The sequence below is a fragment of the Mahella australiensis 50-1 BON genome (genome assembly GCF_000213255.1).
Taxonomy (GTDB): domain Bacteria; phylum Bacillota; class Clostridia; order Mahellales; family Mahellaceae; genus Mahella; species Mahella australiensis.
In genome coordinates this window covers 2,842,207-2,858,555 of sequence record NC_015520.1, presented here as the reverse complement: position 1 = coordinate 2,858,555, position 16,349 = coordinate 2,842,207, and the positions used below count along the sequence as shown (strand labels likewise).

Genomic DNA, 16,349 nt, shown 5'->3' with positions numbered 1-16,349 from the left:
CGTAGAGGTGAGAAACCATGTATAATATGCTTATTGTCGATGATAATCCTCGCGATCGAAACGGCATACAAAGAATAATAGACTGGAAACAGATGGGCATAAATATAATTGGCGCCTGCGCGAACGGCAAACAGGCGATAGATCGGATTGAAGAGCTAAAGCCGCATATCGTGTTGACCGATATCGCCATGCCCATTATGGACGGTATAGAAATGGCTAAGCAGCTCAAGCAAAGCCATCCGGATATAAAGCTTATATTCATGAGCTGTTACGACGACTTTGATTTTGCCAGGTCCGCCATAGATTTGGATGTATACGGTTATGTATTGAAGCCCATTATAGCTGAAGAATTGGAGAAGGCTGTGGCCAAGGTCCTGGGGAGATACGAGCTGGAATATACCCGCGACAGAGACAGAGAGATAATGTTGCGGCAAATAGCGGAATCATTGCCTATAGTTCAAGAGCAATTTTTAAGAGAACTGCTTTTCGGGATATACAATAGCAATGAAGATATCCGCAAAAGAATGGACTTTTTGCAGATGAACGTGGCCGATTCGGCTGCTATCGCGGCCCTCGCCGTAGAAATAAACGATTACGATAACCTGATCCGCGATATGGACATCACTGCCCAATACCTGCTCGTTTATTCGCTCAAAAAGGCAATTTATGCCTTGCAGAACATTCCTCGCCGATATGTCGTTCAGATTTCCGACCATATGTTTGCCGTGCTGTTGTTTGATAACAACAGTTCAGGATTTTTGGATGCTGCTGTAGCTATCCATGAAATATTAGTTGAAACACCGGGAATAAATGTTACTATAGGTATAAGCGATGTTTCTAATAACTTATCGGATATCCCGCGATTATACAGGCAATCCGTCGAAGCACTCAGAACCAAATTTTACTGGAGAGGAAGCCCGATTATACCATTTGAAGAAATAGATGAAAAACAATATAATAGGGACGAAAAGACCATTGATCTGGGAGATTTGTACAAGGAGGTCGAAGCGCTGATTTCTTATGGCGACAGCGATGATATACATGAATTCATATATAAATATTTTGGCGATGAAAACTCCACTAAACCGGAAGAACTTGTAAAGGGCCTTACCTTCTCAGTAGTAAACATAATGCAGATGATATTGTCCCAAAAAGGGCAGTCGTTTAGCAATATTTTAGGTAGCGAAACTGCGATTTGGGAGAAATTGATCAGATTTGAGACCATTGTGGATATAAGGCAGTGGATATATAATATATTCATGGCTGTAAAGGAATATCTTGGCTCGGGAAACGATCAGCGCAATGCCAAAATCGTCGAGGATATAAAAGCAATTATAAAAAACAATTATAGCAAAGCGCTTACAGTAGCGGATATAGCGCAAGGCGTTTACTTAAGCCCTGCTCGGGCTAATAATATTTTCAAAAGTCAGACAGGTAAAACGATATTCGATTATTTAATCGAATATCGTATGGAAAAAGCCAAGGAACTGCTTAAGGACCCTTACAGCCGTATATATCTCGTGGCCCAGCAGGTCGGATATGTCAACAAATCGCATTTTTCCTTGCTGTTCAAAAAATATACCGGTTTGACCCCCAGCGAATATAAGGAACGCGCATTATTGTAATAGAGGGGGATGTCATTGCTTAAAATACCGCATATTAAGTATAGGCAGAAACTAGCCATCGCTATTTTATTATTTACCGTTATTCCCTATACGGTTTTTTGCGCGATTTATTTGAGCGGTTTATGGAATACTAGAGCCGATGAAATAGTGGTTGATAGCTATGAACGTTTGAAAGAAGCTGCTGACAATGCGGATAGAGCACTGATAAGCGTTGCCCAGAAAGCGAATTATATAAGCAGCAACTATCAGATATATGAATTTTTATCAAACGATCCCGGCAATAATGATCTGGCATCCGTATTGACGGCATATCAGAATATGAGGAGCATCTTCGACGCATTAAGGGCGGATAATTATGGCAGTAAATTTACTATCTATGTTTTAAGGGATTTTATATACGGCAGCGATTATATTGTCGGCGCGGAAAGAATGGAAGGCGATGCAAAGAGTCGTATATTAAAAGCAGATGGCGACGCTCTATTATGGGAACATAAGGATGATTATATAATCTTATATAAGAAAATAATGTCGATAAACACGCCTTTGGCTATTATCGAAGTAAAAATGCCTTTCGAGAAAATAACCGAGCAATTTCAATATGATATTCCCGAGGGCAGTTTCATAGTATATTCCGCTCCCGACGATTCGCATAGGACGGTTGTCGGACGAAACGGCATATCATCTGATGAAGCGTTTAGGATAGCTGATGCCTACTTTGCCGATGGTGCGGCGGAAGATTTTTATACTATAGCGGCGGAGGTCGGGCAGAATGTGGGCAGCGCACGGATTTTTATACCTAAAGCGTTCGTATACGGGCAAATAAGAGGGCCTCTCATAATAACCATAGCAATATTCCTGGCCTTGGCATTTATAATATTCTTTTTGGTGGAAATAGTGGCCAAGGCGTTAACACGCCGTATGTCTGTGCTGATATACGAGATGGATAAAAATCTCGATGAAACCCTTAGCGATGACGCTGCTGTTTCATTTGAGGGCGACGATGAATTTGGGGAGATATGGAGCAGGTTTTACAGTTTGCTCCAAAAGGTGAAAGGGTATTATAAAGAGATAATAAGATACGAGGCCGAAAAGAAACAATTGGAATTAGACGTATTACAGTCCAGTATAAACCCGCATTTTCTTTATAACACGCTTGCGGCCGTCAAATGGACTTATCCGGATCAGCGGTTGGCATACCTAATCGATTCTATGGTTAGATATTACCGTATAGCACTCAACAAAGGAAATAATATATTGAAGGTTTCTCAAGAAATCGATATGATAAGGCAATATCTTGAGCTCCAAAAGTTTGCATACGATTCCAATTTTACTTTCAGCATAGATGTTGAAGAAACAATATTGGACTGCCTTATATTGAAGCAACTTTTACAGCCGATAGTGGAAAATGCTGTCCTTCACGGTGTGAATGGTCTGGAAGGCGGTGGGGCTATCCGCATAACTGGTGAGCTGGTCGGGCGGGATATTATATTTGAAATATCGGATAATGGCCCCGGCATCGAGCCTGAGAGAATTGAGGATATACTGAATGGCACCAATCTCAATACCTACAGTGGCTATGGCATAAGCAATGTACAAAAAAGGACCAAGCTGTATTATGGTGAAGAATACGGTATAAGTATCAAAAGCACAGTAAATAAAGGCACTACGGTTACCGTTATTATTCCCTCTGTCTATTCATAATGTTCAAATAACGTTACATATTATTAAAATCGTATCTCGAAAAACACCTCCTGCTCCCTTATACTATAAGTATGCAAATGGATTTATATTTGACTTATGTAAAGGGAGAGGATTTATGGCATTATCTAAAAATAACATAACAGCATTAGGAATCAAAAAAACGCCTGCATGGAAGAGAATAAAACGAGATAGATTTTTCTATTTTTTACTCCTGCCGGCGTTGGTTATCACATTCATTTTTGCATATATGCCGCTGCCAGGTCTGATAGTGGCGTTTAAGGATTATGATATATTCAAAGGCATGTTCGGCAGTCCATGGGCAGGGCTTAAACATATAAAGGAAATCTTCGAAATACCGGCTATAATGGAATCTATCTGGAACACGCTGACTATAAGCGTTCTATCACTTGTCGTAGCATTTCCGGCGCCCATTATACTGGCGCTTTTACTGAACGAATTAAAGGACGGGTTATTTAAAAGGACCATACAGACGGTGAGTTATTTGCCGCATTTTCTCTCTTGGATATCCGTTATAGGTATTGTAAGCACATTATATGCGGCGTACGGGCCGATAAACGATCTTAGAGTGGCGCTTTTTGGAGAGGGTACTGAAAGGATTTTATTTTTGGCCCGGCAGGATTTGTTTGTACCGAACGTTTTAGCACTGACCGTATGGAAGGAAACCGGTTGGGGGTCGATTATATATCTGGCTGCATTGACGTCTATAGATCCGCAGCTTTATGAAGCGGCATATATAGATGGAGCAAGTAGATGGCAGCAGACGCGCTATATAACATTGCCCGGCTTAATGCCTACGGCGATGTTGCTGCTGATATTGCGTTTGGGAGGATTGTTCGCAAGCAATTTTGAGCTGATATACGGGTTGCAGAACCCGTTTATAAACTATGAGGTTATATCCACAGTTGTATTTAAGAGTGGCATACAGCAAGGCAATTATTCGTTATCCACCGCATTGGGATTTGTTCAGGGTCTGGTTGCTTTCCTGCTGACGGCGGCATCCAACAGTATTTCAAAACGCCTGAGCGGAATAGCGATTTGGTGAGGGGGAAAGCAGAATGACATATACCAGCACAGGTTATAAGATTTTTAAGTGCATTAATATAATTCTCATGATTATAGTAGCCGTCGTCATGATATTCCCATATTTGAACGTATTGGCCAATGCATTCAATGACGGCCTTGACACCGCAATGGGCGGGATAACGATATTCCCAAGGAAGCCCACGTTGGAAAATTTTAGAGTGCTTTTAAGCGACAATTCGCTGACACGAGCTGCAGTAATATCGGTTTTGAGGGTGCTTTCGGGCACGGTTGTGGCATTGTTTGTGCAGTTCACGGCTGCCTATGTCTTTACCAAGAAGGATCTGTGGGGCAGAAACGGATTGCTGATGTTTTTGATAATACCTATGTTTTTCAATGGCGGTTTGATACCGCAGTATCTTTTGTACTCAAAAATAGGATTGTTAAACAATTTTCTGGTTTATATATTGCCGACGGCATTCAGCTTTTATAATATGATCATCATACGGACGTATTTGAACACAATACCGGACAGCCTTAAGGAATCGGCAAGGCTGGACGGTGCTAATGAATTCGTTATACTGGCCAGGATCATTTTGCCGCTGTCAATGCCTATAGTGGCCACCATCACATTATGGACGGCTGTGGCTCATTGGAATGATTGGACTACGACCCTTTATTTTGTGACTAAAACGCGGCTTTATACGCTGCAGTATATACTCATGCAGCTTCTCAAGGAGAGCGAGCGCATAGCCAAGATGATGCAGGAGGCCCAGGAAATGGGGCTCAATGTAAATAACGTACAGATAAGGTCAACGCCGGAGGCCATTAAAGCCGCGCAGGTTGTGATCACTACTTTACCTATAATAATCGTTTATCCGTTTTTGCAAAAGTATTTCATAAAAGGCGTCATGATAGGCGCCGTAAAGGAATAGGTGTTCTTTTGGATAATACGCTGCCATAAGCGGTGTTTATCAAATAAATATATATAACAGAAGGGGTGTTTGTTGATGTCAAAGGTATTGACGAAATGGTTGGCTATGATGATGGTTCTTTTATTGGCGCTATCGGTGCTTGCCGGTTGTGGCCAGAAAGAAGAAGAGCCACAGCCATCAGAGCAAGGCGATGGAGAAGAACAACAGCAGACAGAAGAGGCCAAGAATTATTGGGATATGCTGGATCAGGTATCCGATTCATCCGATTTACCGGATTGGACAGGTAAGAAGTTGGAACTCTCCATGTGGCAGGCTCATGGTCCTGGTGAAGCCGAACTGAAGAAGTCTGACGGCGACGTAGTTACGCCGGAGATATTCAGGGTGACCGGTGTAAAGGTCGATGCGGATGAATCATTTGACAACGGAGGCCAAACAGCCGACGTAAAGTTGGGTATGTTGGCTGCTAGCGGTGATTGGCCTGATCTTATACTCAATGCTTCCATGAGCGGCGGCCTTACGCAACTTGTGGAAAACGATAAATTATATGATTTGACTGACCTTATACCTAAATATATGCCAAACCTGATGAAAAAATTGGGACAGGATGTGTTGAAGCAAATAGCGGATGGGGATACCAGAGTTGCGGTAAATGGAAAAATATATGGTATACCGGGTGGTATAACCGAGCAGACATATCCTATGGTAGAGAAATCTATCGACGCTCAGAAATATGCTATCTTCTCACCTCCGCAAGATTGGGGGTATATATGGGTCAGGGATGATGTATTGAAGAAGCTGTACCCCGATGCAAAATCGCAAAAAGATATAGAGGAGCTCTATATGCAGAAGGGTTCATTTACAAAAGAGGATATATTGGATGTGTCTATAAACAGCAAGGACGATTTTGTAAAATTTTTGTACGATGTTAAAAAGGTTATAGACCAAGAAGGATTAAAAGAGGGTAATCAACCTGTACAGGTTACCTACGGTTTTGCCGGCGTTGATAACTGGGGACTTTTTACCAACCTTACTTCTTGGCTTGAAGGGGCCAGCAGCGGCAACAACTATTTTACCTATTACGATAAAAAGACCCAGAAAATCGAGTATATGTTTAAACAACCTTGGTTTAAGGAAGACCTGGCCATGTGGAATAAGCTCGTAAGGGACGGTATCGTATCCAAAGAATCGTTAATTGATAACAATGCCGCTGCTAAGGATAAGATCAATAAGGGCTTGTATGCGGTGTGCTACTATAATACAATACCGGATCCGGCTGTTTTTAAGTCGCAGAACAAGCCATATAACTATAGGAAGGTTTATCTCAATATTCCTGTAAAATATGATCAGTTTGTGGTACCAGCTCCACTACCAAAGAGCACCAGTAATGTTGCCATATTCAAGGATTCGGTTAAAGAAGAGGATCTGCCGCAGATTTTGCACTGGCTTGACTTCATGATATCCGATACGGGTGAAAAACTTGAATCATGGGGCCCGAAGAGCGCCGGTCTGTGGGAGGAAAATAACGGCAAGAGGGTGTTTAAGGATAAGGATCTAGAAGCCGAAATGGTTTATGGTGAGCCTGGTGATAAGTGGGCCTATTATAATTTGGGCAATTCATGGGTAACGGGCGAAACCGAAAAAATCAGTTTAGGCTGGAAAATGCCGTTCGTACACTGGCATAAGACCAAATTCAATCCGGCTTATATGTATGACAGGCAAAGGAATCCAAATGAAGCCAATACCTACTTTTCTTTGGGGTTTGTTGAACCGATAAAAACAACGCAGACTAAACCGTTTAATATATATAATTTCAGTGATTTTATACCCGAGGTTCAGAAGGCGTGGGCAGCGCGTCAGTCGTTTGAAGACGCCATGTTGAAGACGTTGGCGGCCTCTTCAGACAGCGAGTTCGAGAAGTTGTATAACGACTTCATATCAACGGTTGAGAAGAACGGCTATAACGATGATGTGTTGGCGAAGATCAATGAGTTGTTCCCGAAATATAACGAGGCTTATATGCAGAATCTGAAGTAAGCGATAAGAACGTTTGCGTATAAAACAGGCCCGGTATTAGCGAGAATACCGGGCCGATTTAAAAAATAGATGAGGAGGTCGGATGTATGTTTATATTATCAAAGGGATTTTTGAGGCGTTGGATGTCCGCTATATTGGCTGTGGTGTTCCTGGTGACGGTGTTTGGTGTGCCAGTTGTACCGGCTATCAGCGCTAATGCCGAAGGCTTGGCCGATTATTATGTATCGCCCGACGGCGACGATTCCAACCCGGGTACGTTGGAAGAGCCCTTTAAGACCATTGAGAAGGCGCGGGATACGGTGAGAGCAGTGATTGCAGATGGTATGACATCGGATATGACCGTTATGCTGCGGGGGGGTACATACTACCTTGATTCTACGGTAACATTTGATGAAAAGGATTCCGGAAGGGACGGTTATAAGGTCATATATAAAAACTACCCCGGCGAGGAACCTGTACTCAATGGAGGGAAACGCATAACCAACTGGGAGTTGTATGATGGGAACATATACAAAGCCGATGTGGGGGACGGCATTATAGACATACCCGAACAGCTTGGTGACGAACTTCTTGTCAACGACGGGTTCGAGGATGGTATGGCGCCATGGATAGTTGAGAAACCTTCGCCGGTGGATCCTGAGGACATTGCGGAGACAAGTACGAGCGAAGCAAGGACGGGCAATCAAAGCCTTCATATCAATGAACCGCGTGCTGACGGCAATGGCGCAATGGATACCTTCCAGTGGGTTGATGTGGATACCACCAAAACCTATCGGTATACGTTCTGGGCCAAATACATATCAGGAGATGCGGGATTTCGCATAATGCAGGCTAATGCTTCAGGGCAACAGGTTTCATTTAATGGATTTCAACTGGATAAAACGGCAAACGACTGGAAGATGTATGCGGGGACTATAGGACCGGCGGGAAGCGGCGCAGATATAATATGGAATGCCAATACGGTGAAGATAAGATTTGAACTGAGGAACTATCCGTTGGATAATAATTATAGAACGGTTGTAGGCGAAGCGTATTATGATGATGCTTCCTTTAAAGAGGTGCTTTCCAAAGGCGGGCCTGTGTATGAAGGCATGTATTTTAACACATTGTATGAGAATGGAGAGAGAAGTTGGAAAGCCAGGTATCCCAATATAGGCGACGACGGTAAGAATGTTTTCAAAGATACGCAGGGACCGACCACAAATACTCAATTCCACTTTACCGAAGGAGATATACCGGCGGTCGGTGATATGAGCGGTCTTCAGGTGTATCTTTCTCAGAGTTCCGGTTGGGATGCGGGGATATATGAGGTAAAGAGCGTTGATTATGCCGATAGAAGCGTAACGCTTAAATATCCTGCTAACGGAGTTATTCCGACACAGTCGCGTTATTATATCCAGGGGGCGGTGGAATTTTTGGATCAACCGGGGGAATTTTATCTGGATAAAACCACCGGTACGTTGTATTACTGGCCGAGGGAAATCCCTATCGAGCGGCAGGTAATCGAAGCTCCTCAGCTAAAGACGATTTTGGAGGTAAAGGGGAGTTCGGATGGGAACCCGGCACATGATCTGGTCTTTGAGGGATTGACCATAAGAAATACCGACCTTACAGACAACTATTATTTTATAAGGAACAGCGAGCAGCAAATAGCGCAGAATCAAATCAGCGCGGTCTGGATGGCATATGTGCATAACGTTTCATTTAAAAATTCAAAGGTCTATAACGCCGGTATGAACGGGCTGACGTTGGCCGGCCTTGCCCAAAACAACGAGGTTAAGGGAAATATGTTCCATGATATAGGCGGTGGCGCGATAAGGCTGCTGGGGCCAGGCATCCAAGGCTACCCTGTTACGGCGCATGTTCCCGGTACTATAAAAGGGCTAACGACCACCTCGATTAACAATAATAACCTTGTTACGAATAACGACATATACGATGTGGGCTTTTTCAATGTATACGACGGATATGGCATAGAAGTAAACGCGAGCGGCGAAAATACAATTTCGCATAACCGAATCCACGATATAACGAGGGGAGCTGTTGAGTTCCGCAATTATCGGAATGATTTAATTAACAAAACCGCCGCGGACGGAGTAACGATTACCGCAGATAATGTGGAAACTTATTTGCACTGCCGAAACAATATCGTAGAATTCAACGATATCTTCGATGCCATAACCGAAGCCGGCGATGCGGGCGCGATATATACGCATGATACGGGAACCGGTAATATCATCAGAAATAACTGGGTGCATGGTATCGAGGGCTATTCGATATACGGTATAAGCGATATAAACGGCATATATCTGGATTCCGATGCGGATGGAACGATGGTGCAGAGCAACATTATATCTGGGTTTAACCGGAATGACAACGAGAACGTTAAGTTTGTCGGTATTTTTGATAATGATGGGGCAGGTTATGGTTTGGGTGATAATATATTCCATAATAATTTTATCATAGACAATAAAAATATGGAAATAGGATTGAGGATTGCCGGGCAGCCTGGAGTAAAAGTGGATGTACAGAAGAATATTTTCAACGATATGACAAAGGAATATTTTTTAGGTGATTTACCTCAAAACGTCATCGGACAGGCCGATAATAACGCGTTTTACAATGCGAGCGGTGAATATAAAATAGAGGGCGTACCCAACGTATCCACATTGGAGGATTGGCAGCAACTCGGTTATGATCAGCATTCCATAGTGGCGGATCCTGAATTTGTGGACAAGTCGGTTTTGGATTATCGTTTGAGCTATGATTCCTCCGCTTATAAAGCAGGCGTAGTTGACATAAATATGAAAGATATAGGCCTGACGGCGGATTTCCCGTTTGCCGATCCGGACGACGCGTTTGACAGGCTTTACGTATACTCCGAGCAAACGGGCGATAAATCATGGGCGCGTCTTGCCGTCAATGACACGATGCAATTACAATTATTAGGACGAACGACAAACGGGTATATGGCTGATCTAGCCGGTGCCGATATAAGCTATAGCAGCAGTAGTGATAATATTGCAACCGTAGATGCTCAAGGTATAGTAACATCGGTTAGCGAGGGCGTGGCTGGTATTACCGTTACTGTGACTAAAGGAGGAGTAACAAAATCCTCGACGGTAGATGTGCTGTGCGGCGTGGATTATGCGGCGAATAAAGATATAGTCGAACAGCATCAATTGGACGTAAAACCGATAATCGCCGACGTTTTGGGGGACTTTTATGCTCCTGGGACATCTACGCTCTCCTTTAGCAGCAACAATGAAGATGTCGTTACAGTAAACGAGGAAGGAATAGTGACCGGGCGGGACATAGGGATTGCCGATATAATCGTTCCTGTCAGCAACGGCGACATTACGAAATATGTGGCGATACATGTTCAAGTGGTAGAGAACACGTTGGATAAGGTTATTGTGACCAGCGACGACAAGCTTACTGTGGGAGGCACACATCAGCTTCATGTCACCGGCGTGATGCTTGGCGGAGAACCGGCGGATTTGAGCGACGCTGAGATATCGTTTAGCAGCGATAACCAAAATATAGCCGTTGTAAACGACGACGGCTCGGTTACTGTCAAAGGATACGGCAAAGCGACCATAATGGTGGAAGTGACATTGGACGGCGTTACAAAGACCGGCTCGATACAGATTATGAACAGGAATGCCTACGATATCATTGAAGCTGAAAGCGCGGACGACTTAGGTTACCCTGTGTATACGAACCCGGGGTATATATGGAATACGTCGTCCGATGGTTGGGCTCGTTACAATGATGTTGACTTTCAATATGGTGTTTTGGAATTCAGTACAAGTGTGGCTGTGAGCGATGGATGGGCAGGAGGCCGGGTGGAGATAAGGCTCGATGCTCCCGCTGGACAATTGATAGGGACGATGGTGGTGCAGTCTACCGGTGGATTCCAAAATTATCAGACACAAAGTATTTCTATAGAGGATACACCCACTGGCGTTCACGACCTATACCTCGTATTCCCCGACAAAGCGGGCGGTTCCAGCGGCAATTTCGACTGGTTTAAATTCGAGCCTCTTCCTGACGATGCACCGCCTGTATTAAACCTGACGGTTAACGGAACGACGTTTGAAGACGGGTCGGTATTTGAAGATTATCAACCTTTAAGCTTTAGCATAGAAGTTGAGGATAACCTATCTGGTGTGGAGAACTCATCTGTTACCATAGATGGCGAACCGTATCAGCCGGGTACGCAAATGGACTTTGCGGGCAAGCTTGGGCAACATAGCCTCGTTATTGCGGTAGAGGATAAGACGGGCAACAGAGCGGAGGCAAGCTATACGTTTGAAATAACGACCAGCATTGATTCGATGCAGAAGTTGCTGGACCGTTATAAAGCATCTGGGGACATAAAAAACCCGTTGTTTATGCAGCTCAGTAATGATCTAAAGCAAGCCGAATTCTTCATGGACAAAGTAGAAAATCAGCTTGGGATAGATAAGCAGGATACAGATAAAGGGTTGAAAGTTCGATACAAGATAAAAGATTTGATAGAAGATATACGGGACAAAGTCGAGCAGAAGCTTGCGGAGGCCAATCTAAAGATGGCTGTCAAGCACATGGAGGATTTCAAGAAACATCTTAACAACAAGGCCATGAGCAAATTCGTATCGGAGGATGCAAAGACGGTCCTTAATACCGATGCCGATGAGCTTATTGAGGCGTGGACAAAGGAATAACATTTGCAATATACACTGGATATGCGGATTATCCGCATATCCAGTGTATAAATATATAACAATACGAGAAGGTGGGATGAGAAATGACAGGAAGAGAAAGGGTAAAACGGGCGCTGCATTTTGAAGGACCGGACAGGGTTCCTTTTTGGGGTAAGGGCAGCGTAGACTTTACGCCGGAGGTTACTATATCGTCGAACCCGCATTGGGTTATGCCCCCTGAAGAAGAACTAAAGAAACTTGTTCCTGATTTCAAAGGTCGCGTGAGGATGAATGAGTGGGGTGTTATCAGCGGCTCGTTAAACGATTTCAAGTCCGGAGAAGTAATACGCCCCGGCCTATTGGATTGGGCCGATTGGTCGCCGGATATGATTCCGGATATTGATAATCCGGAACGATTTGTGGAAGCCAAAAAGGTATTGGATGCGGACAATGAGGACAGATACCATCTCATATGGTTCGGTGGCTTATACACGAGCCATTTGTATGATTTGAGGGGCGTAACCGAATTTCTGGTGGATACCGCTCTTAATAAAGATAAGATATTGGAATTCAACGAGGCTTTGGAAGTTAAAGAGTTAAACTCGCTGAAGTTATGGAAAGAAGCCGGAGCGCACGGTTTCTTATTTGGCAATGATATGGGTCTGCAGGATCGTTTGCTTTTCAGTGCCAAGACATGGAGGGAGATATATAAGCCGTTTTATAAGCGATTTATCGAGGCCGCACACGAGCTGGGGCTGGATGTATGGATGCACTCGTGCGGATATATATGGGATATCATACCGGATTTTATTGAAATAGGCTTAGATGCCATAAACATGGACCAGGTTAATTTATTAGGGATTGACAGATTAAGCGCCGAATGTGGAGGTAAAATCTGCTTTTATAACCCCATAGATATACAGGCGACGCTTCCAACGGGAGACAGGGAGAAAATACGCGCCGAAGCAAAGAAGCAGATAGAAAAGCTTGGCTCATTCAACGGTGGCTTTATTGCGAAAGATTATCCGCAACCGTGGTCGATCGGCATATCGGATGAAGTGATGCAAATGGCCAGAGACGCGTTCTATGAGTTCGGGGATTACTCCAAACGATTATATAAGTAGGTGAGTATTTATGTATTTTTATAAAAATGCCAACGGATTTGTTGTAGAAACAAAAAACTACGTGGAAAGCAAAAACGACGTATTTGCCGACATAGCATCCATAAAAACAGACTTTGAAGGGCGAGGATTGGTGCAGCCCGTCCCTCCTAAAAAGGAGGAGAAATACCTGCCGTTTAACCTCAAACCTACAGAAACGGCATTTAAGCCCATGCGGAAGATGAGCACGAAAGAAGAACTCCGCCTTGAACTTGAAAAGCAAAGAGAATATTATAAACCTTTTATGCAGGATGTCGCGCCTAAATTGGAATCCTTCCGAAGCAAAACCGAATTGACGGAATTCGATTGGCGTATCGGAGAAGACGCGGATATGAAAGATTTCGGCCGGGTATTATCCGGGAAAGGCGAATGGCGGAAGGTGAAAATACCACATTACGGCGGACCGCTTGGAAAGGCTGAAACATATTATCGCACGGCATTTAATTTATCAGAAAGCCAAATACAGGGCAAAGCAGCTTTTATCTGTTTTAAGGGCGTGGATTATAAAGCCCATGTCTTTATGAACGGTTCGTATCTTGGATTCCACGAGGGATTTTTCGCGCCGTTCGAGTTTGACTTTACTGCCTATGCGGTGCCGGGCGAAAATGTACTTGTCGTAAAAGTCGAAAACGACTTTAAGTGCGGCGGAAATGAAACTGAAACGAGCGGGGGAAAAAGTTATGAGGGCGATAAAATATATGCTGCCACAGGGCTGGGATATGATGACCCTAATTTCGGATGGCATCACTGTCCTCCAGGGATGGGCATCTACCAGGACGTCTATATTGAGATACGAAACAGGCTGCATGTCCACGATATATTCGTAAGACCTCTGCCGGAAGAAGAGCGTGCGGAGGCATGGATTGAGATATTTAATTGTGACCTTGAAGAAAAAGAGGTTATGCTCGAACTATCGGTATACGGCCAAAATTTTGTTTTCACGAAAATAGAAGGACTTCACTACAAACCGCAGACGGGCTATGAAACAAGATTTAGCGATACATTGGACAACGCGAATCAGGCAGGAACGGCAAAGCCGGTCGAATTGCTAATGGAGCGGGGAATCAACTACTTAAAAATACCGTTTGAAATGAATGACGCACGTCTTTGGGACATAGATACCCCGTGGCTGTATCAGTTGCAGGTTAAAGTAACCGATACTGACGGCAACGTCATGGATACGGCAAAGCGGCAGTTTGGAATGCGCTCGTTCAGGATGGATGTCGAAAATGAGCCCAAAGGGTTTTTTTATCTCAACGGCAGGAAAATCCGTTTAAGAGGCGCGAATACTATGGGGCACGAGCAGCAATGCGTTTTTAAAAAAGATTGGGATCAACTCAGGGACGACATTTTATTAGCCAAGATATGTAATATGAACTTCTTCAGGCTTACTCAGAGGCCGGTACAACCCGAAGTCTATGAATTTTGTGACAGACTGGGATTTATGACTCAGACCGATCTTCCATTATTCGGGGTATTAAGGCGCAACCAGTTCTGCGAAGCAGTAAGGCAGGCCGAAGAAATGGAGAGGCTCGTAAGAAGCCATCCGTGCAATATAATGCTGAGCTATATAAACGAACCCTTTCCAAACGCCGGTAACAAACCGCATCGTCATCTTATCCGGAAAGAATTAATGGACTTTTTCAAAGCTGCGGATATAGTCGTACATCTCAATAACCCGGACAGAGTGGTAAAACATGTTGACGGTGATTATGATCCCCCGTCCGAGACGCTGCCCGACAACCATTGTTATACCGCCTGGTACAATGGCCACGGACTGGATATCGGCATGTTGAATAAAGGATACTGGATACCGGTAAATCCGGGATGGAATTACGGTTGCGGCGAATTCGGCGTCGAAGGGCTTGACTATGTGAATGTCATGCGCAAATATTACCCAAAGGAATGGTTGCCCCAGAGCGATGAAGAAGAGGAGTCATGGTCGCCGAACAGCATCGTCCGCGCACAGACGGGCAAGTTTTACTATATGTTTTATGACCGGCCAAAGACATTGGAGGGTTGGGTGAAGTCAAGTCAAGAATACCAGGCGTGGGCGGTGAAATTTATGACGGAGGCCTTCAGACGCGATAACAGGATGGTTACATTTGCTATCCATCTGTTTATCGACGCCTTTCCTTCTGGATGGATGAAAACTATTATGGATGTCGACCGTCAACCGAAGCCTGCGTATTTTACCTATAGAGACGCGCTCACGTCGTTGATGGTCAGCCTTCGCACTGATCGGTTCAAATATTTTGCCGGTGAAGAAATGAGGTTTGAAGCCTGGGTATGCAACGATTTGACAGAAGTGCCCGAGGGGGCCTCCCTATGCTATCAGGTGGAGGCGAGCGGCCGGATTATTGAAGCAGGTATCAGCGAAGCGAAAGTTACGTCATGCGATAGCTGCTTTCAAGGGTATATAGTACTTAAAGCCCCTGACGTCAAAGAAAGACAGCCTGTCAAAGTAATGCTGGCTCTTGTTGATAAAGACAAGAACGTACTTTATGACACATGTATGGATGTGGAAGTATTCCCCGAAACGAACATTCATTCATCAAAAGAGGTGTGGGTTATCGGAGACACCGGCGGTAAAGCTCAGACGCTGGCGCAGGAAACGGGGCTTATGAATTTTATTGGTACAGAAAGGGAAGACGCGGAAGTAATACTTATAGACGATTACGAACTTTTCAAAGAACATGAGGCTGAAGTTGCTGATGCCGTAAATAACGGCGCATATGCGGTATTCCTGGAACTTCCGCAAGGGACGTATGATATAGCGGGCAGTAAAGTAAAAGTTAAAATCTGTGCTATGTCGCCTTTGCACTTTGTATCAAGGGATACGGGGCATGCTCTGGTAGAAGGTTTCGACAAATGGGATTTCAGGCTTTGGTATAACCCGAGCAAGGACTACATTACACCGCTGTTGGAAAATACCTTTATTTCAGATGATTTCGTACCGGTGCTTACGACCGGAAATACGGATGAAAATAATAATTGGAGCCAGGCGTTGGCCGCCGGGGAGAAAAAGGTGGGCAAAGGCAGTATAATTATCAGCCAGGTCTGCCTTGCGGGCAGAGTAAATCACAACCCGACCGCAAAGCTTTTTGCTGGGAGAATAATGGGGATTGAATAGAAATGGAGATAGAATATAGAGAAGGAGAAATT

The 16,349-nt window shown here is 44.2% G+C and carries 8 protein-coding genes; all 8 read left to right on the top strand.

All coding sequences use genetic code 11. The features are described 5' to 3' along the window. The first annotated feature begins 17 nt into the window (after nt 1-17). The 8 genes from MAHAU_RS13365 (at nt 18) to MAHAU_RS13330 (ending at nt 16,317) form a co-directional block, all read left to right on the top strand. Nucleotides 18-1,625 carry a response regulator gene (locus MAHAU_RS13365; RefSeq protein ID WP_013782254.1) on the top strand — a complete coding sequence of 536 codons (1,608 nt, stop codon included), beginning with the start codon at nt 18-20 and terminating at the stop codon, nt 1,623-1,625. A gap of 15 nt (nt 1,626-1,640) precedes the next feature. Beyond that, nucleotides 1,641-3,326: a sensor histidine kinase gene (locus tag MAHAU_RS15205; protein ID WP_013782253.1), complete on the top strand. Its 1,686-nt coding sequence runs from the start codon at nt 1,641-1,643 to the stop codon at nt 3,324-3,326. 115 nt (nt 3,327-3,441) lie between these two features. Continuing rightward, on the top strand, nt 3,442-4,389 hold the full coding sequence (locus MAHAU_RS13355) for an ABC transporter permease (RefSeq protein ID WP_013782252.1): 948 nt from the start codon (nt 3,442-3,444) through the stop codon (nt 4,387-4,389). Between the two features lie 13 nt (nt 4,390-4,402). Continuing rightward, nucleotides 4,403-5,302, top strand: a complete 900-nt coding sequence (locus tag MAHAU_RS13350) for a carbohydrate ABC transporter permease (RefSeq protein WP_013782251.1) — start codon at nt 4,403-4,405, stop codon at nt 5,300-5,302. Nucleotides 5,303-5,377: 75 nt separating this feature from the next. Then, the gene (locus MAHAU_RS13345; protein WP_013782250.1) at nt 5,378-7,336 is read left to right on the top strand and encodes a type 2 periplasmic-binding domain-containing protein; all 1,959 of its coding nucleotides are present in this window, start codon (nt 5,378-5,380) and stop codon (nt 7,334-7,336) included. Nucleotides 7,337-7,422: 86 nt separating this feature from the next. Then, the gene (locus tag MAHAU_RS13340; RefSeq protein WP_013782249.1) at nt 7,423-12,045 is read left to right on the top strand and encodes an FIMAH domain-containing protein; all 4,623 of its coding nucleotides are present in this window, start codon (nt 7,423-7,425) and stop codon (nt 12,043-12,045) included. 83 nt (nt 12,046-12,128) lie between these two features. Further along, nucleotides 12,129-13,148: a uroporphyrinogen decarboxylase family protein gene (locus MAHAU_RS15200; protein ID WP_013782248.1), complete on the top strand. Its 1,020-nt coding sequence runs from the start codon at nt 12,129-12,131 to the stop codon at nt 13,146-13,148. A 10-nt stretch (nt 13,149-13,158) separates the two neighbouring features. Continuing rightward, entirely contained in the window at nt 13,159-16,317 is a 3,159-nt protein-coding gene (locus MAHAU_RS13330; protein WP_013782247.1) for a glycoside hydrolase family 2 protein, read from the top strand. Nucleotides 16,318-16,349 lie beyond the last annotated feature (32 nt).